This window comes from Stenotrophomonas sp. 2694 (genome assembly GCF_040548715.1).
In the GTDB taxonomy this organism is placed as follows: Bacteria; Pseudomonadota; Gammaproteobacteria; order Xanthomonadales; family Xanthomonadaceae; genus Stenotrophomonas; species Stenotrophomonas indicatrix.
In genome coordinates, this window is record NZ_JBEPSG010000005.1 from 184,778 (window position 1) to 204,419 (window position 19,642).

At 66.3% G+C, this 19,642-nt stretch carries 16 protein-coding genes; 8 read left to right on the forward strand and 8 right to left on the reverse strand.

Features of this window, described 5'->3' with window-relative positions; genetic code table 11:
* The first annotated feature begins 145 nt into the window (after window positions 1-145).
* The gene (locus tag ABIA73_RS08825; RefSeq protein WP_032952018.1) at window positions 146-718 is read left to right on the forward strand and encodes a DUF3658 domain-containing protein; all 573 of its coding nucleotides are present in this window, start codon (window positions 146-148) and stop codon (window positions 716-718) included.
* Here ABIA73_RS08825 and ABIA73_RS08830 read toward each other — a convergent pair.
* Window positions 705-1,127 (reverse strand): H-NS histone family protein, encoded by a 423-nt coding sequence (locus ABIA73_RS08830; protein WP_025877491.1) that lies wholly within the window; start codon window positions 1,125-1,127, stop codon window positions 705-707. The two genes, ABIA73_RS08825 and ABIA73_RS08830, sit on opposite strands and share 14 nt — an antisense overlap.
* A gap of 274 nt (window positions 1,128-1,401) precedes the next feature.
* Here ABIA73_RS08830 and ABIA73_RS08835 point away from each other — a divergent pair, with 274 nt between their 5' ends.
* Together ABIA73_RS08835 and ABIA73_RS08840 are read left to right on the forward strand one after the other, a co-directional pair.
* A complete protein-coding gene (locus ABIA73_RS08835) occupies window positions 1,402-1,923 on the forward strand; it encodes an NIF family HAD-type phosphatase (protein WP_313282335.1) in 522 nt (173 codons plus the stop codon).
* Between the two features lie 259 nt (window positions 1,924-2,182).
* Complete coding sequence (locus ABIA73_RS08840; RefSeq protein ID WP_354275655.1) at window positions 2,183-2,830, forward strand: hypothetical protein; 648 nt, start codon at window positions 2,183-2,185, stop codon at window positions 2,828-2,830.
* Window positions 2,831-3,010: 180 nt separating this feature from the next.
* Here ABIA73_RS08840 and ABIA73_RS08845 read toward each other — a convergent pair whose 3' ends face one another.
* Window positions 3,011-3,502, reverse strand: a complete 492-nt coding sequence (locus ABIA73_RS08845) for a GNAT family N-acetyltransferase (RefSeq protein WP_189487025.1) — start codon at window positions 3,500-3,502, stop codon at window positions 3,011-3,013.
* A gap of 234 nt (window positions 3,503-3,736) precedes the next feature.
* On the opposite strand from ABIA73_RS08845, the gene ABIA73_RS08850 reads away from it, so the two are divergent.
* From ABIA73_RS08850 to ABIA73_RS08860, 3 genes are read left to right on the forward strand one after another with little or no spacing between them, the layout of a single operon-like run.
* On the forward strand, window positions 3,737-4,432 hold the full coding sequence (locus ABIA73_RS08850) for a ComF family protein (RefSeq protein ID WP_354275656.1): 696 nt from the start codon (window positions 3,737-3,739) through the stop codon (window positions 4,430-4,432).
* A gap of 58 nt (window positions 4,433-4,490) precedes the next feature.
* Entirely contained in the window at window positions 4,491-5,042 is a 552-nt protein-coding gene (locus ABIA73_RS08855) for an HdeD family acid-resistance protein (protein ID WP_025877483.1), read from the forward strand.
* A complete protein-coding gene (locus tag ABIA73_RS08860) occupies window positions 5,042-5,536 on the forward strand; it encodes a SecDF P1 head subdomain-containing protein (RefSeq protein ID WP_354275657.1) in 495 nt (164 codons plus the stop codon). Before ABIA73_RS08855 ends, ABIA73_RS08860 begins: the two co-directional genes overlap by 1 nt.
* A 1-nt stretch (window position 5,537) precedes the next feature.
* On the opposite strand, the gene ABIA73_RS08865 is transcribed toward ABIA73_RS08860, so the two are convergent.
* The 6 genes from ABIA73_RS08865 to ABIA73_RS08890 form a co-directional block, all read right to left on the reverse strand.
* Window positions 5,538-7,349 carry an MFS transporter gene (locus ABIA73_RS08865; protein ID WP_301865759.1) on the reverse strand — a complete coding sequence of 604 codons (1,812 nt, stop codon included), beginning with the start codon at window positions 7,347-7,349 and terminating at the stop codon, window positions 5,538-5,540.
* A gap of 89 nt (window positions 7,350-7,438) precedes the next feature.
* Window positions 7,439-8,554 (reverse strand): N-acetylglucosamine-6-phosphate deacetylase, encoded by a 1,116-nt coding sequence (gene nagA, locus ABIA73_RS08870; protein WP_354275658.1) that lies wholly within the window; start codon window positions 8,552-8,554, stop codon window positions 7,439-7,441.
* On the reverse strand, window positions 8,551-9,327 hold the full coding sequence (locus ABIA73_RS08875; RefSeq protein ID WP_032976943.1) for a DeoR family transcriptional regulator: 777 nt from the start codon (window positions 9,325-9,327) through the stop codon (window positions 8,551-8,553). Before ABIA73_RS08875 ends, nagA begins: the two co-directional genes overlap by 4 nt.
* 33 nt (window positions 9,328-9,360) lie before the next feature.
* Window positions 9,361-10,695 carry a D-tagatose-bisphosphate aldolase, class II, non-catalytic subunit gene (locus tag ABIA73_RS08880; protein ID WP_301909438.1) on the reverse strand — a complete coding sequence of 445 codons (1,335 nt, stop codon included), beginning with the start codon at window positions 10,693-10,695 and terminating at the stop codon, window positions 9,361-9,363.
* A gap of 16 nt (window positions 10,696-10,711) precedes the next feature.
* A complete protein-coding gene (locus ABIA73_RS08885; protein ID WP_309908337.1) occupies window positions 10,712-11,650 on the reverse strand; it encodes an ROK family protein in 939 nt (312 codons plus the stop codon).
* Window positions 11,643-12,797: an SIS domain-containing protein gene (locus ABIA73_RS08890; protein ID WP_025877469.1), complete on the reverse strand. Its 1,155-nt coding sequence runs from the start codon at window positions 12,795-12,797 to the stop codon at window positions 11,643-11,645. The genes ABIA73_RS08885 and ABIA73_RS08890 overlap by 8 nt, the downstream gene beginning before the upstream one ends.
* 321 nt (window positions 12,798-13,118) lie before the next feature.
* Between ABIA73_RS08890 and ABIA73_RS08895 the strand changes: the two genes are divergently transcribed.
* Window positions 13,119-16,478 carry a TIM-barrel domain-containing protein gene (locus ABIA73_RS08895; RefSeq protein ID WP_354275699.1) on the forward strand — a complete coding sequence of 1,120 codons (3,360 nt, stop codon included), beginning with the start codon at window positions 13,119-13,121 and terminating at the stop codon, window positions 16,476-16,478.
* 132 nt (window positions 16,479-16,610) lie between these two features.
* Window positions 16,611-19,586 carry a TonB-dependent receptor domain-containing protein gene (locus ABIA73_RS08900; RefSeq protein ID WP_032976876.1) on the forward strand — a complete coding sequence of 992 codons (2,976 nt, stop codon included), beginning with the start codon at window positions 16,611-16,613 and terminating at the stop codon, window positions 19,584-19,586.
* The last annotated feature ends 56 nt before the right edge of the window (window positions 19,587-19,642 follow it).

The following is a 19,642-nucleotide window of genomic DNA, read 5'->3' on the forward strand; positions in this document are numbered from 1 at the left end:
GAAGGGCTGGAGCGAGGGCGCAGTCTGGGTGGGGTTGGGAACGCTGTCAACTATTAATATAAAATAGTGGTTTACAGGAAGTCGTCGCCCGGGTCAGTTGCAGCGGTGCTAAGTTCGCCGCTACGCATGGAACGTGAGAATCGGCATGGACACGCACAAGAACGCCGCAACCCTTCGCAACGCTGTGCTGTGCAGCCTGGCTGATCTGCCCGATGGAGGCTTGCGCGTGGTAATGGATGACCTGCGGAAATCGGACACCGCCGGTATGTGGCAGCACCGCACGTTCGTTACGTTCAAGGACTATCCACCAGGCATGCTTGCCGACCCGGTAGGCCTGTCCGAAGCGGAGTTGGCAGACTTTGGCTTCTTCGTGCTGGTCCGCCTGCTGGCTGTAAATGGCCGGCTGGCTGACACTGACGACGCGCCGGACTGCGATGCGCACCTCACCAACGAACAGCGGCACCGCATCGCAGCGCTGACCGAGGAGGACGTCGCGCGGATCGATCAGCAGCTGCTTTCCCACTGTGACGGTCAGTTCCGCAAAGTCGCCTATATCGTGGGCACGGCGATGTCGTTGGATCCCGAACGTCCGCCGGGAATTCCAGATGTGTTCTACGCAGGGCGTGTGCGCAAGCTGGTCGAGCGTGGCGCGCTGCAGGCTGCCGGCGACCTGTCGCGCATGCGCTACAGCGAAGTGCGCCGGCTCAGCTCTGCTTGAAGACGGTTCTCTGCCCGATCGCGCTGGACTTTCGAACGTCGGACCGGCCCAGCCCGGGAATCAGGAAATCGGCAGGGCTGCGGCCATGCTTGGTCTTCTCGGCAAGCCAGCGCGGCATCCGGCCGCGGCCCGACCACGTATTGCGCTTGTTGTCCGGGTCGCGGTACTTGGCCGCCACCTTGCCTGCCTTGCGCCGTGTGGCAGGTTTGCGGACCGGTGCAGCGGCCTCGGCGGGCGCAGCCCCGAGCAGCTCTTCAATCGTGTAGCCGCACTGCGCGGCGAAGGCGATCAGCTTGCGACGGACAACGGCCACGGGGCGGCGGCTGGCAACCAGCGCCCTCCGCTGCTCGGCAGCAGTCACAAGGGCGTTCAGTTCGCGCAGGCTCAGGTGTTCGACGTCGATTGTCATGCCGCGAAGGGTCCGGACATCCCGGCAGCCTGTCAAGCAGCGGACGGGTATCTCAGCCTAGGCAACCAGTCCCCCAGCCGGGCTGCCACCAGGCATCTCGCCACCAGTGTGGGAAGGCCCAGGGCGTCCAGCATGCAGCTGACGCTGTGGGGTATGTTGTTGAAAGGCGGCGGACCCAGCCGCTACCTTGTCGAGTACTTTTACTTTATCGATGCCGCTGAGCGTGGAACGAGACCAGACCGGAAACATGCCCACAGCTGACCGAAAGCTCCTGGTGCTCGATCTCGATGAAACGCTGGTTCATGCCAGTGCGCGTCAGTTGCACCGTCCTGCTGACACTCAAGTGGTGGGCTATCACGTCTACAAGCGTCCCTACGTTGACGACTTCCTGGATTTCGCATTCGCGCACTTCAACGTAGGGGTGTGGACATCTTCCGGCAGTCTGTATGCCGAGCCACTGGTGGCATGGTTGATGCCAGGGCGCACGCTGGAGTTCCTGTGGTCGTCCCAGCGTTGCAGTACTGCGCGTGATTGGGACACCGGTGGCTACACCAGCCAGAAGCGCTTGGCCAAACTGAAACGTCTAGGCTTCGCGCTGGAGCAGATGATCGGCATTGACGACACTCCCAGCAAGTACGCCAAGAACTACGGAAATCTGATACAGGTGCGGGAGTTCACTGGTGATGGTTGCGACGATGAATTGCTTCATCTTTCTCGATATCTGGATGTACTGCGCGCGCAGCCCAACATCCGGACCGTGGAGAAGCGCCGTTGGCGAGAGCGCATGATGGAGTGAATCGGCAGGATCATTGATTCACCCGCTTCCAGTGTCGTTTGCGGAAGTGTCACGCTGCGCACACCACCGCACTCCTGTGCGCGGTGCCCGCAGCCGGCCCCCTTTCTGGTTTCACCAACGTCTCTGCGCTTTCGTATGAAGCGGACGACCAGCAATGTTGAAGGGACGAGTGGGCGGGTTCTTCGCCGATTCAATGGTGCTGGCCGACGTTCCTTCCAGTACGATTCCGCGAACGTTCGCAAGCGCAAGGATGCCTTCGATGTCGACCGCTCAGCACTCTCGAATGATCAACGCTGCAGCCAGAACGGTGCTGCGCCCTCTGGGCTGCGTGCAGAAGGGACGCTCCAGAATCTGGATCGACGACCAGGTATGGTGGATCGGCGTGGTTGAATTCCAGCCCTCTTCGGGACGGAAGGGAAGCTGTCTGAATGTTGGAGCGTGCTGGCTCTGGCATGAGAAGGACTTCCTTTCATTCGACGCCGGGCACAGAGTGGGAACCTTCCACGAATTCATCGACGAGGAGCAGTTCTCGGCGGAGGCCACGCTGCTGGCCAGGCGTGCAGCGCAGGAAGTCCTTGCGCTGCGCGATCGCTTCCCCTCGATCGCCCACGCGCTGGCGTGGACTACTGCCAATGCATCGCCCACGCTATGGAACACGTACCACTCGGCGGTGTTGGCGGGGTTGGCGGGTGAGGTCGAACGCAGTGGGTTGCTGTTTACAGAAGTGATCGCCGATCCAAATGACGTGCCATGGGCCGTTGAGCTGAAGCAGAGGGTTGTCGGGCTGCTGCATTGCCTGGAGTCAGGGGCTGGCTTTGAACAGGAGATCGCGGCCACGGTCGGGCGAACGCGTATCGCGCTGGGACTGCCTGCCTGCCAGCGTGCAGCCAACGGGATCGAGTTTTGAGGGGAATTCACGGTGGTCGATCCGCTGCGTGCGGCTGACCCCCGGTGAGCCCAAGCCAGCCACGTCCAGCCTTGGGCTGCCGCCGCCAGGAGCAGGGCAAGCCCTTGCGTGGTTGCACCGTCCTATTGGCCATCCTGGCGCGGGCGAGTGCTGACCGGGGAGCTGGGGGGCTCCCCATCGTCATATCGCCCTGATCAGGAACAAGCGGAAGTCTGTTCCTTCTGACCCGGCTGGGATGCTGCACGCCATGCCCATCCTTGCAAGATTCCGTTCCCAGAATGCGTGCGCCACATGATCCTTGCGGAATGTGGCCAGCAGCCATTCTCCCGCCGTTGGCCGCACAAGCTCTGCGACCACTGCGGACGCGATGCCTTTGCCCCGATGCCTTGGAAGGATGAACAGATCGGCCAACTCTGGCAGGCGCCGCCCCTGGAACTCGACTTCATCCACCTGGACGAATCCGCACAGCTGGCCATCGAGCCAGAGCAGACGGGTCCACTCCGGCTCTTCCTGCAGGCGGGCCCGGACATCGGCAAGTGCGCAGTCGTAGAGACCATCGGCAAGGATCTCCTCACCACTCCAGGCAGAGGCTTCGAAGTAGTACAGCTGCATCAATCTGAAGACCACATCTGCGTCCTGCGCAGTTGCCTTGACCAGCGTCAGTCCGTCCATGCAGTAGAGGTCCATCCAGGGCGACTGCGCCCATCCTGATGATAGCTGGCGCAGGATCGGCCAGTACTGGTTCTGCAGTTCCGGCCGTATGTGGATGGAAGCGCGCGGTAGCAGGTGCGATGCAGGTCTACGGCCTGGCAAGGTGCAGCCCCCATCGGCCAACGCTCCCTGTACTGACATGCAGGCAGCCCCTTCACCGATGGGCAGCCTGCGCTTGCAGGGCGATGCTGCGGCATGCGCCTCCCACTGCCTTCTGTCCTTGGTGAACCGTTGCAGGCCGCCTTTCGCCTGTTGCTGCCCCTGCGCTGCCTGGTCTGCAGCGAGCGCGGTCACGACACCCTCGACCTCTGCGTCGCCTGCCTCGCCGACCTGCCGTGGGCGGGTCGCGCCTGCCTTCGCTGCGCGCTGCCGCTACCGGACGACGCCCTGCCCATCTGCGGCACCTGCCGTGACGAGCCGCCGCCGCAGACCGCTACCCACGCCAGCCTGCTGTACCTGCCGCCGATCGATCAACTGCTGGTCCGCTACAAATTCCACCAGGACCTGGCTGCCGGACGCCTGCTTGCGCAGTTGATGCTGCGCAACCCGCCACCATGGTCGTGCGCGCCGCTGGTACCCGTGCCACTGCACCGCAAGCGACTGCGTCAGCGTGGCTATGACCAGGCAGCCGAGCTGTGCCGGCTGCTGCGGACGCCGAAATGGCGCGGGCTGTACCGTCGCCGCCATACCGCGCCGCAGTCCGAACGCAGCGCCGAGCAGCGCCGCGACAACCTGTTCGACGCCTTCGATGTGCGCGGTGCCGTCCCTGCGCGGCTGACCATCGTCGACGACGTGATGACCACCGGCAGCACCGTGCTGGAAGTCGCCGAGACGCTGCGGCTGGTGGGGGCTGAAGATGTGCGGGCATGGGTCTGTGCGCGGGTGCCGTGATCGCACCTTTCATTCCGTAGGTCTAGGATGTTCGCGAACCCGGATCGAAGGAGTGGTCATGAATTCCCCTCTGTCTCCCTTGTTGTCGGCCGTTGGACGCAGCTGGTGGATCCTGCTGCTGTACGGTCTGGTCGCGCTGGGCTTCGGCATCATCGCGATCGGCTGGCCGATGTCAGCGGCCATCGCGCTGGCGTGGACGCTGGGTGTGATGGCGATCGTGGAAGGCGTCATCAGCCTGTTGGCGTTGATTACCGGTGGTAGTGGCGCCTCGCGTGGCTGGCTGCTGCTGTATGTGGTCGCCTCGCTGGGCTTCGGCATCCTGGCGGTGATCAATCCACTGGCCACCGCCAGCGTGCTGGTGCTGTTCCTGGCGGCATGGCTGCTGGTGGCAGGCATCTATCGCATCGTCTTCGCCATCCGCGTGCGCAGGCAGATCCAGGGTGAGTGGTTGCTGATTCTCAGCGGTGTGCTGGCCATCGTGCTGGGCCTGCTGTTCGCGGCCAATCCGTATGCCGGCGTAGCGGTAACCACGTTGTGGATCGGCATCGGCAGCCTGCTGTACGGCGTGCTGCAGGTGCTGGTGGCGTTCAAGCTGAGGAAGCTGCGCTGATGCGGGCCTGGAACAGAGGGGCGCTGCTCGGCGGCGGCCTCGCGGTGTTGCTGCTGGCGGGCTGCAACCGAGTGCTTCCGGCGGAGACCCGGCATCCGCCGCGGGAGGGGGTGCAGGTGCAGATGCGTGAGGTCGATCCCGATGGTCGCGCTACCCTGCAGTGGCAAGGGCGCAGCATCGCCGTGAAAGCGCCGCCGATGCTCACCAGTGCCGATATCGTCGACGTGCGAGCGGCGTTGGACGCCGCGCACCAGCCCGTACTGGAACTGACGTTCCGCAAGGAGTCCGCCGGCCGGTTGCTGCACGCGACCGAGGCCCTGGTGGGCAAGCAGGTGGCGCTTACCGTCGATGACCACGTGCTGTCCGTGGCCACCATAGCGGGCCCTTTTGGCGAGTCCATGCAGGTGGCCGGTACCAACATGAGCGTGGCCGAAGTGCACGACATGGCGCGCTACATCGTGCACGGCGGCCCTGCGCCGCCACAGCAGCGCTGAATCAGCGCTGCTTTCCTGCAAACCCGGCTTCGATCTCTTCCAGCGAGCGCCCCTTGGTTTCCGGCAGCCAGAATGCGGCCACCAGGAAGAACACGAACGTGCAGCCCGCCCAGAACAGGAACATGCTGGCGTAGCCGTAGTGTCCCACCGTCGGCAGGAAGATGGCGGCAATGGTGGTGGACACGAACTGGTTGATCAGCAGCGCGATGCTCATGCCGTTGGAGCGGATGCGGTTGGGCATCAGCTCGGACAGCGCCAGCCACACGCACACGCCTGGGCCAACTGCGAAGAACGCCACGAATACCAGGATGCAGGCAGCGACGGCCCAGCCATGCGCGGGCGGCGGAATCGGGCCGATACGGGCTTGCTCGATGCGCAGCGGTGCCTGCGCGGCACTGGCCGGGTCGGCGAACGGATTGAGGTGCAACGTGCGGAAGAACGCGCCGATGACGCTGTCCGACTGCACGGTGCCGGCGCGCTCGATGCGCAGCTCGCGGTCGGTCAGGTTGTCGCTGCGCAGCGCGCGCACGTTGGTGAAGTCGCCATAGGCGTAGGACACGGTCAGCTGCAGCGGCCGGCCTTCGCGGTCGATGCCACCGGCAAACCGCTGCCACTGCGCGTCATCCAGTACCAGTTGCAGGCCATCGCCACTCACTGCGGCCTGCAGGTGCGGCTGCACGTCGGCGCGGCCCCGTTCGGCCTGGAAGAACAGCGTTGCTGCGGCCAGCAGGGCCACGCAGATGCCACCGCTGCCCAGCATCAGCAGGAACTTGCGACCCTTGCGGTCGACCAGCAGCAGCGCGGCGACGGTCATCACCGCGTTGAGCAGTTTGATCGCCACGTCGGCGCCGTTGGCCACCGAGCCGGACAGGCCTGCCTGGTTGAGGATGTTGACCGCATAGGCCAGCACCGAGTTGATGCCGGTGGCCTGGGTGCAGGCCAGCACCACGCAGGCCAACACGAACGGCACCACGTAGCGGCGGCTGAGCAGCGGGTCACGCTTGCCGCTGCTGCTGCTCGATTCCGGAGCCTGGATCTGCGCCAGGGTGGGCTCGACGTCGGCAGCGGGCAGCACGCGCTGCAGGCTGCGGCGCGCATCATCGATGCGGCCACGACGCACCAGCCAGCGCGGTGATTCGGACAGCCAGAAGATGCCGGCGCAGAACAGCAGGCCCGGTGCCAGGCAGGTCCAGAAGATGGTGCGCCAGGCGTGGTCCTTCACCGTGAACAGCTCCTGCGCCTGCTGCGCGACCGGCAGCGAGCGCACCGACTCTGCGGCAGCGTCCACGGCATGGGCGTGGTACAGGCCGATCAACGCGGCCAGCACCAGGCCGACGGTCAGCAGCAGCTGGAACATCGCCGCGCCGCGGCCGCGTCGTTCCGGGCTGAGCACTTCGGCCAGGTACAGGGGAATGACCACGCCGATCAGGCCGCCGCTGACACCCTGCAGCAGGCGCCCCAGCAGCAGCGGGGTGTAACCCGACGCCAGCGCCATGATCGGGATGCTGGCAGTGAACAGCACGCCGGCCAGCAGCATCGCGCCACGGCGGCCGATGAGGTCGGCGATCATGCCGGCGAACAGCGAGGACAGCACGCTGCCCAGCAGCACCGCAGCGACGACGAAACCGAGCTGCTGGCTGCTGAGCTGCCAGGCGTGGCTGGCAGTCGCTTCGAGGTAGGGCAGGGCACCGGCGATGATGCCGATGTCGATGCCGTACAGCAGGCCACCGAGGCCGCCGATGAAGAGCAGGTAACGTACGGGCCAGCGCGGGGCGGTGGAAGCGGGTACGGCAGGTGCAGTGGCTGCGGTCATCGGCTCGTTCCTGGACTAACGGGATGGTGCGTGGCTGATGCAATGCGCTTGCGCGCCTTGTGTGCGGCATCCGGGCCGCATGGCGTGTGTCAGTCCAGATCGATCAATCGACCGCCCACCACGACCTGCTGCAGGCGCAGTTCCGCATCCAGCACCACCAGGTCGGCGCGGGCGTCGGGCGCAATGCGGCCGCGATCGCTCAAGCCCAGGTAATCGGCCGGGAAGGTGGACACGCGCTGCGATGCGTCAGCCAGATCCAGACCCACCTGCACCAGGTTGCGCAGCGCCTGGTCCATGGTCAGCGCGCTGCCGGCCAGCGAGCCGGTGGCCAGGCGCACGCAGCCGCCGCACTTGTGTACGCGCTGCTCGCCCAGCGCGTACTCGCCATCGGGCATGCCGGTGGCGGCGGTCGCGTCGGTTACCGCATACAGGCGCGGAATCGCGCGTGCGGCCAGACGGATCACGCCGGGATGGATGTGCTGCAGGTCGGGAATGATCTCGGCGTACTGCGCATGCGCCAGGGCAGCGGCGGCGATGCCCGGCCGGTAGTGGTCGACGCCGGTCATGCCGTTGAACAGATGGGTGAAACCGGAAGCGCCGGCCTGCAATGCGGCCACGCCTTCCTCGTAGGTGCCGGCACTGTGGCCGAGCTGCACGCGGATGCCGAGTGCGGACAGCGCGGGGATCAGTGCGGTGTGCTCGCCGATCTCCGGCGCCAGCGTCATCACCCGGATCGGTGCCAGCGCGTGCAGCTGCCGCACCAGCGCCATCGTCGCCTCGATCGTACGATTGGGTTGTGCGCCCAGCCGCTGCGGGCTGATGAAGGGGCCTTCCAGGTGCACACCGGCGATGCAGGCGGCATCGGCATCGGGCGCTGCCATCGTTGCCGCAACGCCCTGCAGCGCGTATTCGATCTCGTCCAGGCCAGCGGTCATGGTGGTCGCCAGCAGCGTGGTGGTACCAAAGCGCGCATGGGTGCGGGCGATGGTGCGGGCCACGTCGCCGCCCTGCATCAGGTCGACGCCGGCCGCGCCATGCACGTGCAGGTCGATGAAGCCGGGCAGGATCACCGACTGTTGCGGGTCATCGCCGCCGCTGTGGTCATCTACCTGCAGCTGGCGCACGTGTGAATCGAACTGGACCTGGCCGCGACGCCAGCCCAACGGGGTGAGGATGCGGCCGTGCAGGGAGCGGGTGTCGGTCATGCGGGCGGCTCGGCGATGATCACTTCGATGCCCAGCCGCTGCAGCCCCTCGCGGGTCGCGTCGTCGATGCCGGCATCGGTGATGATGGCGTGGATCTGATCGAGGCGGGCGATGCGGTGCAGGCTGACGCGTCCGAATTTGGAGGCGTCGGTGAGCACCACGATGCGCCGCGCGCGTTCGACCATGCGGTGGTTGAGGCGGGCTTCGGCTTCGTCGTGGGTGGTCAGGCCGAACTGCAGGTCCAGGCCATCCACACCCAGGAACAGCGTGTCGAAACTGTAGGAGTTGAGGCTGGCTTCAGCTTGGCTGCCCTGCAGCGACAGCGATTGCTGGCGCAGCAGTCCGCCGGTCAGCAGCACGGTGATGCCGGCGGCGTTGGCCAGTTCCCAGGCGATGTTCAGGCCGTTGGTCATCACCGTCACATCGCGGTGTTCGCGCAGGTGGCGGGCCAGGGTCATCGTGGTGGAGCCGGAGTCGATGATGATGTTGTCACCGGCCTGCACCAGGCGCGCGGCCGCCGTACCGATGGAATCCTTCAGCGGCAGGTTCAGCGCATCCTTTTCGTGGATGTCCTGTTCCTGCGGCGGTGTACGCACCAGGGTGGCACCGCCGTGGGTACGCGTGGCCAGCCCCTGCGATTCGAAGTGGGTCAGGTCGGCACGGATGGTCACCGCCGACACGCCGAAGCGCTCGACCAGATCGGCCACCTGCACCGAGCCGTGCTCGATCAGCAGCTGCAGGATCTGTTGCCGACGGGAGCGGGTGTTGCGCATGGCCATTCTCGGTTTCGCAGGGAAAGGTAGAGATTAGCCGTTCGCAAGATCGGCGGCAGCCGGACTTGCGTTGTGCTTGCGGGTTCCAGCCTGGTTGGCGCTGCAGGCGCGGGCGTATTCGCCCAGGCACAGGCCGATGCGATGCTGCACCAGGGCGGTAGGCGTATTGGCCAGGGTGCCCTCGCGCACGGCGCGGTACTGCTCCGGCAGGTACTGGCTGAGCAGCACCAGCGGCGGCGCGTGCTGTTCCAGGTTGGCGAACAGGGTCTGCACGGCCTGCACCAGCGCCGGCTCGCCCCAGTAGTAGCGGCAGCGGTCACTGAAGGAATAGCTGCGCAGCAGGCGCAGGGTCGCTTCGTCGCCCTGGTAATAGGACTGCCAGGACTTCGGCTGCGCCACCATCACCTCGTCCAGCACCTGCGGCAGGCGCGAGCACTGCGCGGCCGGCAGCAGCTCGGCTTCGATGGCAGCGAGTGCGAACAACGCTTCGCGGTAGGCGAAGGTGGCCGCGGGGCCGACCTTGAGGATGGCGAAATGGTCGCGCACCAGGGCATGCAGGCCGCTTTCGCGCTGGTAGTCGGTCGAATGCGCTTCGAACACGATGCGCGGCTGCTGTTCGAGGAAGTCGGCCAGCTCGCTGGCGGCGGCCGCATCGTACTCGTGCACGCTGCTGTGGTCGAAGTCCACGCCCGGCTGCACCACCATGGCCAGCACACGCTGCCATGCATCGCGCAGCAGCGGGGTATCGAAGGCCTGCCGGTGGATGGCCAGGGTCTGCGCAGCGGCGGCCGGGGTGGTCACCTGCAGGCCACCGGCCAGCGAGGCTTCGCCACCGGGAATCGGCACTTCGGTACCGATGACATAGACCGGCGGCGGCAGGCCGTGCTCGGCGGCGGTGCGCTCGGCGATCTCGGCCAACTCGGCCGAACGTGCAGCAACGATGGCATCGGGCAGCGGCACCGGGTCATCGGCGCAGGACATGCTGCAGTCCAGGTGGATCTTGTGGAAACCCGCGGCGACGTAGGCCTCGATCAGCACGCGCGCATGGGTCATCGCTTCGGCGGCCGGGCGCTTCTGCCACGCGTTCGGGCCAAGGTGGTCACCGCCGAGGATCAAGCGCTCGCGCGGGAAGCCTTCCTCATCGGCCAGGGTGCCGACGTAGTCGCGGTACTGCGGCGGGGTCATGCCGGTGTAGCCGCCGAACTGGTCGACCTGGTTGGAGGTGGCTTCGATCAGCAGCACGGTATCGTGCGCCAACGCCACGTGCATGGCCGCGCGCAGCACCTGTTCGTTGCTGCAGCAGACGCTGTACAGGCCGACGTTGTGGCCGGCGCGGTGGGAGGCAAGCAGGGTCTGCAACGGGGACATGGTCAAGCTCCGGACATCAGGAAAACGAGGGTTGGCAGGCCAGCAGGGCGGCACCGCGTGCACCACCGGCATCGCCGAAGCGCGGCGGCACGATGGGCGGCACCTGCACGCCGTTGAACAGATGCGCGGCGATGGCTGCCGGCAACTGCTGGTACAGCGGTGCGTACTGGGACAGGCCGCCACCGAGCACGATCACGTGCGGGTCCAGCGCCAGCACCAGGGCGGCCAGGCTGTGGCCGAGCAGGTCGCGATGGATGTCCAGTGCCTGCCGTGCACGCGCATCGCCGGCCTCGGCCAGGGCGACCACCACGCTGGCATCGGCAGCGCTGCCACCGAGGTGGCGCTCGATCATCGCCAGGCCACTCCCGGATACGTAGCGCTCCACGCAGCCTTGCAGGCCACAGGCGCAATCGATGAGCGGCAGGCCATGGCGCTGCAGCAGGTGACCCGGCACGCTCCAGTGGCCCCATTCGCCGGCCAGGCCGTTGAAGCCGGACAGCAGGCGCCCCTGCAGGCAGAAGCCGCCACCGGCACCGGTGCCGAGGATGGCGCCGAACATGCTGGGGTAGCCATCGGCGGCGCCACCGTGCGCTTCAGAGAGCGCAAAACACTGCAGGTCGTTGCCGAAATGCAGCGGGCGCTGCAGGCGTGCCTGCAGATCAGCCGCCACGCATTGACCGGTCAGCGCAGGCACATTGGCGCTGAGCTGGCGGCCGTTGCGACGATCACGCACGCCGGGCAGGGCGATGCCGATGGCCGCATCGCTGCGACCCAGCGCAGCATCGGCTTCAGCAACCAATGTCACCACCGCTTGCAGGAAGCCGTCGTAGTCGCCCTGCGGGGTAGCCACGCGGCGGCGCCAGGTGACCTGCATCGCCGCATCGCACACCACCAGCTCGATCTTGGTGCCGCCGATGTCGATGCCGTAGCAGGCGTTGGCGATCAGCTCAGCCATGGTGGATGGTGACACCCTTGACCACGCGGTTGACGGTGCCGTCCGGGAACGGATTGTCGGGGGTCAGGCCGAGTGCGGCCGAACGCTGCAGCGCGTACAGCTGCGCAAAGCCCAACCACACCGGCGCCAGCCACGGGTCATCCAGGGCAGGCACGGTGAGGGTGTAGTCATCGTCGGCGCCGATATCCGAATGCGGGCCGATCGACAGTACCTGGCCAGCCACGCCGTCGCGGCGCAGTTCTTCCAGCAGGTCCTGCTCATAGCGGCGCGCCAGCGGCTGCACGCTGCGCAGCACGACCACCAGGGTGCTGCCGTCCAGCGTGGACTTCGGTCCATGGCGGAAGCCGAGCGGAGTGTTGGCCAGCGCCAGCACGCGGCCGGCGGTGAGCTCCAGCACCTTCAGCGCAGCCTCGCGCGCCAGGGCTTCCAGCGGACCGCTGCCAAGGTAGATGACCCGGTTGAACGGGCGCTGCGCCAGCGCGGCCACAGCTGCATCCCACTGCGCCTGGCCTTCGCGGGCCAGACCGGCAATCTGCTGCAGGCGCGCGATGCGCGCATCCCACGGCGAACGGTCGAACACGGTCAATGCCGCCAGCAGCATGCAGGTCAGGCTGCTGGTCATGGCGAATGCACGGTCGCAGCTGGCCGACGGCATCAGCAGGGTGCAGGTGTCGGCACGGCCAGCGCCACGGCGGGCCAGCTCGCCCTCGGCATTGCAGGTGATGTCCAGGAAGCGCGCATCGTCCACGTCACTGCGCACGCGGTCGACGGCGGCAACGCTTTCGGGGCTGGAGCCGCTGCGGCCGAACGACACCAGCAGGGTCGGACGGTCGCGCTGCAGGTACAGCGCAGGATGGGTGAGCAGGCTGGTGGTATGCACCACGCGCACCTCGGCCGGCCACTGCGCGTTGATGGCATCGGCCACCATTTCAGCGATGAAGCCGGAACTGCCGGCGCCGGTGAACAGCACGCGCTGGTTCGGGTCGTTGAGGCTGTCGCCGAGGAAGGCCTGCAGGCGGTCGCGGGCACGCGACAGATCCTGTGCAAGGGCTTCCCACAGCGCCGGCTGCTGGGCGATTTCGGTAGCGGTATCGGCTCCGCCGCGGCGCTGCCAGGCGGACACATCGGAAAGCAGGGTGACGTCCATTCGGAGGTTCCAGTTGGGCCAGCGCACCATCTGCGTTTTCTTTCGAAATGTCAAATACCGAAAGTAAAAAGAAAGATATCGCGGTGATGACTTTCCTCGGGTGGCATCACTCTGGAAACGAAAGAAACCGCCGGATGCCGTATCGCACAATGCTTAACAGGCGCCTGCAAGCGGTTACACAAAGTATTGCGCCGCAACAACTTTCGTTTCATGTAAATATATCTTCCTTTTTCCTTTCAATTTGTTGACATCTTTCGAATCGCTGCCCTAGAGTCGGCCCAACCGCTTTCGAAACGCCCGGTGAACGGGTTGGGAGTCCGTGTGGAAATCTGCGTTCGTCGTTCGCCACTGCTGCTGGCCCTGTTGCCGGCACTGCTGTCGGCGTCCCTGTCGGCCCAGGCCGCACCGGTCGGCAACCTGCGCTCGGTCAGCGCCAGTGCCAGCACCGACGGTGTAAATGGCTGGGACCTGCAGACCGACAACGGCACGCGCATCCGCATTGAACTGCCGGCCACCGACATCATCCGCGTACAGGCCGGCCGCAACGGCAAGCTGACCGGTGCCGGCGACAAGGCCGCGCCGATCGTGCTGCCGCAGCCCAAGGCCAACGTGCAGGCACAGCTGGAAGAAGACGCGCAGGAGATCCGCGTGCGTACCGCTGCACTCGTGCTGCATGTGCAGCGGCAGCCGTTGCGCCTGCGCCTGGAGCGCCTGGACAACGGCCAGCCCACCGCGCTGTGGCAGGAACTGCAGCCGCTGGACCTGGATGCCGCGCAGAGCGTGCAGGTGCTGTCCTCGCAGGCCGATGAAGGCTATTACGGCGGTGGCCAGCAGAACGGCCGCTACCAGTTCAAGGGCCGCGAACTGGACGTCTCGTACTCCGGTGGCTGGGAAGAGGGGGATCGCCCGAGCCCGGCACCGATGCTGCTGAGCAGCCGTGGCTGGGGCATGCTGCGCAATACGTGGAGCGATGGCAGCTACGACCTGCGGCAGAGCGACCAGGCCACCCTGCTGCATCGCGAAGACCGCTTCGATGCGTACTACTTCGTTGGCGCCGACCTGCCGAAGCTGATCGAGCGCTACACCCAGCTGACCGGCCGCCCGAACATGGTCGCGCGCTGGGCGCTGTCCTACGGCGATGCCGATTGCTACAACGACGGCGACAACAGCAAGAAGCCCGGCACCGTGCCCGAGGGCTGGAGCGACGGCCCGACCGGCACCACGCCGGATGTGATCAACAGCGTGGCCAAGCAGTACCGGGCCAACGACATGCCCGGCGGCTGGATCCTGCCCAACGATGGCTATGGCTGCGGCTACAAGCAGTTGCCGGAGACGGTGAAGGGCTTGGCCGGGTACGGTTTCCGCACCGGCCTGTGGACCGAAAACGGCGTCGACAAGATCGCCTGGGAAGTGGGCAAGGCCGGCAGCCGCGTGCAGAAGCTGGACGTGGCCTGGACCGGCAAGGGCTACCAGTTCGCGATGGATGCCAACCGCCAGGCGTTCAACGGCATCCTCGACAATTCCGATTCGCGCCCGTTCCTGTGGACGGTGATGGGCTGGGCCGGCATCCAGCGCTATGCCGTGGCCTGGACCGGCGACCAGAGCAGCAGCTGGGACTACATCCGCTGGCATGTGCCGACCCTGGTGGGTTCGGGCCTGTCCGGCATGGCCTACGCCAGCGGCGATGTGGACGCGATCTTCGGCGGCAGCGCCGAGACCTTCACCCGCGACCTGCAGTGGAAGGCGTTCACCCCGGTGCTGATGGGCATGAGCGGCTGGTCGTCGAATGCGCGCAAGCACCCGTGGTGGTACGACGAGCCCTACCGCAGCATCAACCGCGATTACCTGAAGTTGAAGATGCGCCTGACCCCGTACATGTATGGGCTGGTGCATGAGGCTGCGCAGACCGGTGCACCGCCGGTGCGTGGCCTGATGTGGGACAACCCGCGCGATCCGCACGCGCAGGATGAAACCTACAAGTACCAGTTCCTGCTCGGCCGCGACCTGCTGGTTGCACCGGTGTACCGCAGCCAGGCCGCCAGCCGTGGTTGGCGCCGCGACATCCACCTGCCCGCCGGCGGCTGGATCGACTACTGGGATGGCCGCCGCGTGCAGGCCGCCGCCGATGGCCGCCAGCTGGACCGCCAGGTGGACCTGGCCACGCTGCCGGTGTTCGTGCGTGCCGGTGCGATCCTGCCGATGTACCCGTCGATGCTGTTCGACGGCGAGAAACCGCTCGATGAAGTGACCTTCGACCTGTACCCGCAGGGTGATTCGCAGTACACGCTGTACGAAGATGACGGCAACACCCGCCGCTACCAGCAGGGCGAATCGAGCACGCAGCGGATCAGTGTGCAGGCGCCGGCACAGGGCAGTGGCCCGGTACAGGTGCAGATCGATGCGGTACAGGGCCAGTACAACGGCCAGCTGGCACAGCGCCGCTATGGCCTGCGCGTGCTCAGCCGGCAGGCGCCGCGTGCGGTGCAGGCCGCTGGCCGCGCGCTGCCGGCGCTGGCCGACGCGACCGCATTCTACAGCGCCAGCGAGGGTTGGTACTTCGATGCCAAGGAGCGTCGCGGCACCCTGCATGTACGCACCGCGGCGCAGGACATCCGCCAGCCGCTGCAGCTGCAGCTGGACTTCGCCGTCGCCGCAGCGGCCGCCGACGATGCCTATCCGGCTGCACCGGTGCTGGGCCGCGAACTGCCGGCCGACAGCCTGCTGGTGGTCAACCGCCCGGCCGAAGAACCCGGCCATGCGCTGGAAAATGCCTTCGATGATGATCCGGCCACCTGGTTCCGCAGCGTGCGCAACCAGGCCGTGCGCACCGGTGCCCATGAGTGGGTGATCGGTTTCGGCGAACGGAAGATGATCGATGGCATCGACATCGCGCCGCGCAACGACAAGAACTGGAAGCACGGCCAGGTGCGCGACTACGAGGTGTACCTGGGCGACAGCAACGGCGAGTGGGGTGAACCGATTGCCCGCGGCCACCTGCAGCTGAAGGAAGGCACGCAGCGCATCGACTTCCCGGCCCACGCCGGCCGCCTGCTGCGCTTCCGCGTGTTGAGCGTGCAGAACCCCGAAGGTGACGGTGCCTCCAGCACCGATCCGATGGTGACCGCTGCACAGGGCAGTGCGCGTGCCTTCGACGCGCTGCAACCGCGCGACGTCGGCCCGATTGCGCTGTCCACCTTCCACATCCTCGAACACCAGGAACCGGAGCGACCGGCCCGGCAGCGCTATCTCTCCGAGCTGCCGGTGCCGGCCGCGCTGGCCAGCCAGGTGCACGCCGACAAGGCGTTCACCGGCGACGCCGGCATGCGCATGAACGGCCTGCAGTTCCGCCGCGGCCTGGGCGTGTCCGCCAACAGCCGCATCGACCTGCGCCTGCAGGGGGGATGGCGCCTGCTGCGTGCCGACCTCGGCATTGACGACGCCTGCCGCACGGCCGGTGGCCTGCAGTTCCAGGTCTGGGGCGACAACCGCCTGCTGTATGACAGCGGCCTGGTGAAGGCACCCGGCGTGGTCAAGCCGGAGCTGGACATCCGTGGCCTTTCCACCCTGAGCCTGCGCACGCTGGGTGCGCAGGGCAGCCAACCCGCCCAGGTCTGTGCCAACTGGGCCAACGCCGTGCTGATCGGCCAGGAGGGCGACTCCGCCAGCATCGTCGCCCCATGACCGCCACGTAACACCGCTCCTCCCCCGCCCATTCCGACTACGGCTTCACCACGACGGTGGGAGCCGTGGCCCGGGAGCGTTTTGCCCGCTGATCCACCATTCGCGCCGCACCCCTGCCAGGAGAGAACCCCGATGTTGCCCGCCCGCCACCACCGCCCCCCCTGTCGTTCGATCGCACCGTTGTCGCTGGCCATCGCCGGCGTGCTGCTGTCGGTCGCCGTTCCTGCCTTCGCCCAGGAGAGCAAGGACAAGGCCACCGACCTGGCCCGCATCGAGGTCACCGGTTCCAACATCCGCCGCACCGACGTTGAAACCGCCTCGCCGGTGCAGGTGATCAGCAAGCAGGACATCCAGAACATGGGTGCGCGCACGCTGCTGCAGGTGCTCGACAACCTGCCGGCCGCCCGGCCAGCGCAGCAGGATTCGCGCTCGCTGTTCACCGGCTCCGACGGCGCTTCGCAGGCCAACCTGCGCGGCCTCGGCGCACAGGGCACGCTGGTGCTGTTGAATGGCCGTCGCCTGTCGTACTACGGCGCGCCGGCGGGCTTCCAGACCCAGTTCGTCAACATCGATGCGATTCCCGCCGCCGCCATCGAACGCATGGAAGTGCTGACCGACGGCGCCTCGGCCGTGTACGGCACCGACGCGGTGGCCGGCGTGATCAACGTGATCACCAAGCGCAACTTCCAGGGCGCGGAGATCAGCTTCACCAACGACACCTCCTCGCGCATCGATTCCTACGGCGAGCGCCAGGCCAGCATCACCGCCGGCTTCGGTGACCTCACCGAGAACCGCTTCAACATCTACGGCGCGGTGAACATGTACCGCCGCGACGCGATTCCGCTGGCCGACTTCTATGACAAGCGCCCGGACCAGTACTACGTCAACAACCCCAACTACCTGAACAACCTGCGCCTGGGCGTGGGCAGCAAGCCGGGCGAGTTCAACCCGGGCAGCTATTTCGCGTTCGATCCGGTGACCGGCCGCCGCGTGCAGGAAGCCGCGCCGGGCTGCAAGAACGTGCTGACCAGTGAAGCGGCCGGCCCGCGTTGCGTCTGGGAAACCTGGATGAACAACGAGATCGACGCGGGCGCCAAATCCGAGCGCAACACCGCCTACCTCAACGGCACCTTCCTGGTGGGCGACAGCACCGAGATCTTCGCCGAGGCCACCTATACCGATATCGACCTGCGTGCCAACGGCGGTACCCCGCGCAGCTACGGCACCACCACCGGCAACCCGACCAGCTGGTTCTCGCGCGATACCGGCAACAACGTCAACCAGTTCCTGTATCCGTTCCTGGGCCCGAACAACGAGTACAACCACGCCAGCCCCGAGCTGAAGGCCATGATGGGTGGCGTGGTCGGCCTGCAGTACCTGCTGCAGGATGCCGGCGCCAACTACTTCGGCCAGCGCAACACCGACAAGAGCTACCGCGTGCTGACCGGCGCGCGCGGCAACGTCGGTGACTGGAACTGGGAAACCGCGTTCGCCACCGCCGGCACGCACTCGACCACCTACCAGACGATCAACGTCAACGTGAAGGGCTTCGAGAAGGCCTTCGGTCCTTACAGCATCGACCCGGGCACGGGCCGTGTGATCATCTCCGATCATCCGGCGTACAAGTTCGGTGAGATCAGCGAGGCCAACGCCGCACTGATCCGCGGCGCCTTCCCGACCTTCGACATCCAGTCGTGGACGCGCCTGCATACGCTGGACGGCAAGATCGAAGGCCCGCTGTTCCAGCTGCCGGCCGGTGACATGCGCGCCGCGTTCGGTTTCAACGCCAGCCGTGAAACCTTCTACACCCCCGGCAACGCCGACGCGGCCGCCGGCCTGATCACCCAGCAGGGTGGCTCGTGGTTCGATGGCGCGCGCAACACCTATGCGCTGTTTGCTGAAACGGTGGCGCCGATTACCGAGAAGCTGGAGTTGGATGCGGCCGTGCGCGTGGACAAGTACCCGAACTTCAGCGCCAACGTCGCGCCGAAGATCGGCTTCAAGTACCAGGCGTTCGACCAGCTGATGCTGCGCGGTACCTATTCCACCGGCTTCCGCGCCCCCAGCCTGGCCGAGTCCGGCAACGGCGGCGTGTACGCGCAGCTGGGCGGCTACCGTGATGAACTGCGCTGCGCCGAGACCAACGCCATCGCCAACCTGCTGCTGAAATCGCAGCGCGGCGGCGATGTTGACCTGGGCAAGAGCCTGCTCAACGTGGACTGCAGCCGTACCGTGGCCCGCATGACCCAGCCGAACCAGAACCTGAAGCCGGAGAAGGCGAAGATCGCCACGCTGGGCTTCGTCTACGAGCCGGCCAGCTGGCTGTCGGTGTCGGCCGACTACTGGTTCATCTACCGCGACAACGAAATCGTTGCTCCGGACTACCGCCGCGCCGAAGACATCATCTCCTCGTCGCGCTCGCCGATCACCGACAGCGACCGCGCCAACCTGGCGCAGCTGGCGGCGATGTGCGCCGACCCGGCAAGTGGTGTGAGCTGCCCGGGAACGCTGCCGGGCTACTCGGCCGGCAACGTGGCCAGCGTGGTGGGCCAGTACAAGAACCGCGGCAAGACCCTGATCGATGGCTTCGACATCGATGCGCGCAGCCGTTTCTCGCTGGGTGAGTGGGGCGGGCTGAACATCGGCCTGGCCGCCACCATCGCCAACCGCAACCGCTTCTACATGGATGAACAGAACGGCTGGTACTACGGCGACGTGGTGGGCTATTACAACAACCCGCGCCTGCGTGCGACGCTCAATGCCGACTGGACCTACAAGCAGGTCACCACCAGCATGTTCGTCAACTACGTGGGCGGCACCAAGTGGGCCACCGACCAGATCGACGAAGAAAGCAACAACAAGGAAACCTGCACCGGCGGTTACCTGGCCCTGGAAAAGAGCAAGTGCGATGGTGCACCGTCGTGGTGGACCGCCAACATGAGCGTCACCTGGCGCCCGGATGACGCGTGGAACCTGAGCTTCACCGTCAAGAACCTGTTCAACCGCCTGCCGTTCTACGATCCCAACAGCTTCCTGGGTGACTCCAGTGACTACGCCACCATCTTCGGTCGTGGTTACAGTGTGACCATCGGCTACCGGTTCAAGTAATTCCGTTTGCGTGACCAGGCGCGCCGGCCCAGGCTGGCGCGCCTTCAAGAGGAGAG

Coding starts and splice junctions, on each gene's coding strand:
- ABIA73_RS08845 (WP_189487025.1), bottom strand. CDS start 3,502: ATGGACGGACTGACGCTGGTCAAGGCAACTGCGCAGGACGCAGATGTG.
- ABIA73_RS08830 (WP_025877491.1), bottom strand. CDS start 1,127: ATGACAATCGACGTCGAACACCTGAGCCTGCGCGAACTGAACGCCCTT.
- ABIA73_RS08855 (WP_025877483.1), top strand. CDS start 4,491: ATGAATTCCCCTCTGTCTCCCTTGTTGTCGGCCGTTGGACGCAGCTGG.
- ABIA73_RS08840 (WP_354275655.1), top strand. CDS start 2,183: ATGTCGACCGCTCAGCACTCTCGAATGATCAACGCTGCAGCCAGAACG.
- ABIA73_RS08890 (WP_025877469.1), bottom strand. CDS start 12,797: ATGGACGTCACCCTGCTTTCCGATGTGTCCGCCTGGCAGCGCCGCGGC.
- ABIA73_RS08860 (WP_354275657.1), top strand. CDS start 5,042: ATGCGGGCCTGGAACAGAGGGGCGCTGCTCGGCGGCGGCCTCGCGGTG.
- ABIA73_RS08865 (WP_301865759.1), bottom strand. CDS start 7,349: ATGACCGCAGCCACTGCACCTGCCGTACCCGCTTCCACCGCCCCGCGC.
- ABIA73_RS08825 (WP_032952018.1), top strand. CDS start 146: ATGGACACGCACAAGAACGCCGCAACCCTTCGCAACGCTGTGCTGTGC.
- nagA (WP_354275658.1), bottom strand. CDS start 8,554: ATGACCGACACCCGCTCCCTGCACGGCCGCATCCTCACCCCGTTGGGC.
- ABIA73_RS08900 (WP_032976876.1), top strand. CDS start 16,611: ATGTTGCCCGCCCGCCACCACCGCCCCCCCTGTCGTTCGATCGCACCG.
- ABIA73_RS08885 (WP_309908337.1), bottom strand. CDS start 11,650: ATGGCTGAGCTGATCGCCAACGCCTGCTACGGCATCGACATCGGCGGC.
- ABIA73_RS08875 (WP_032976943.1), bottom strand. CDS start 9,327: ATGCGCAACACCCGCTCCCGTCGGCAACAGATCCTGCAGCTGCTGATC.
- ABIA73_RS08880 (WP_301909438.1), bottom strand. CDS start 10,695: ATGTCCCCGTTGCAGACCCTGCTTGCCTCCCACCGCGCCGGCCACAAC.
- ABIA73_RS08850 (WP_354275656.1), top strand. CDS start 3,737: ATGCGCCTCCCACTGCCTTCTGTCCTTGGTGAACCGTTGCAGGCCGCC.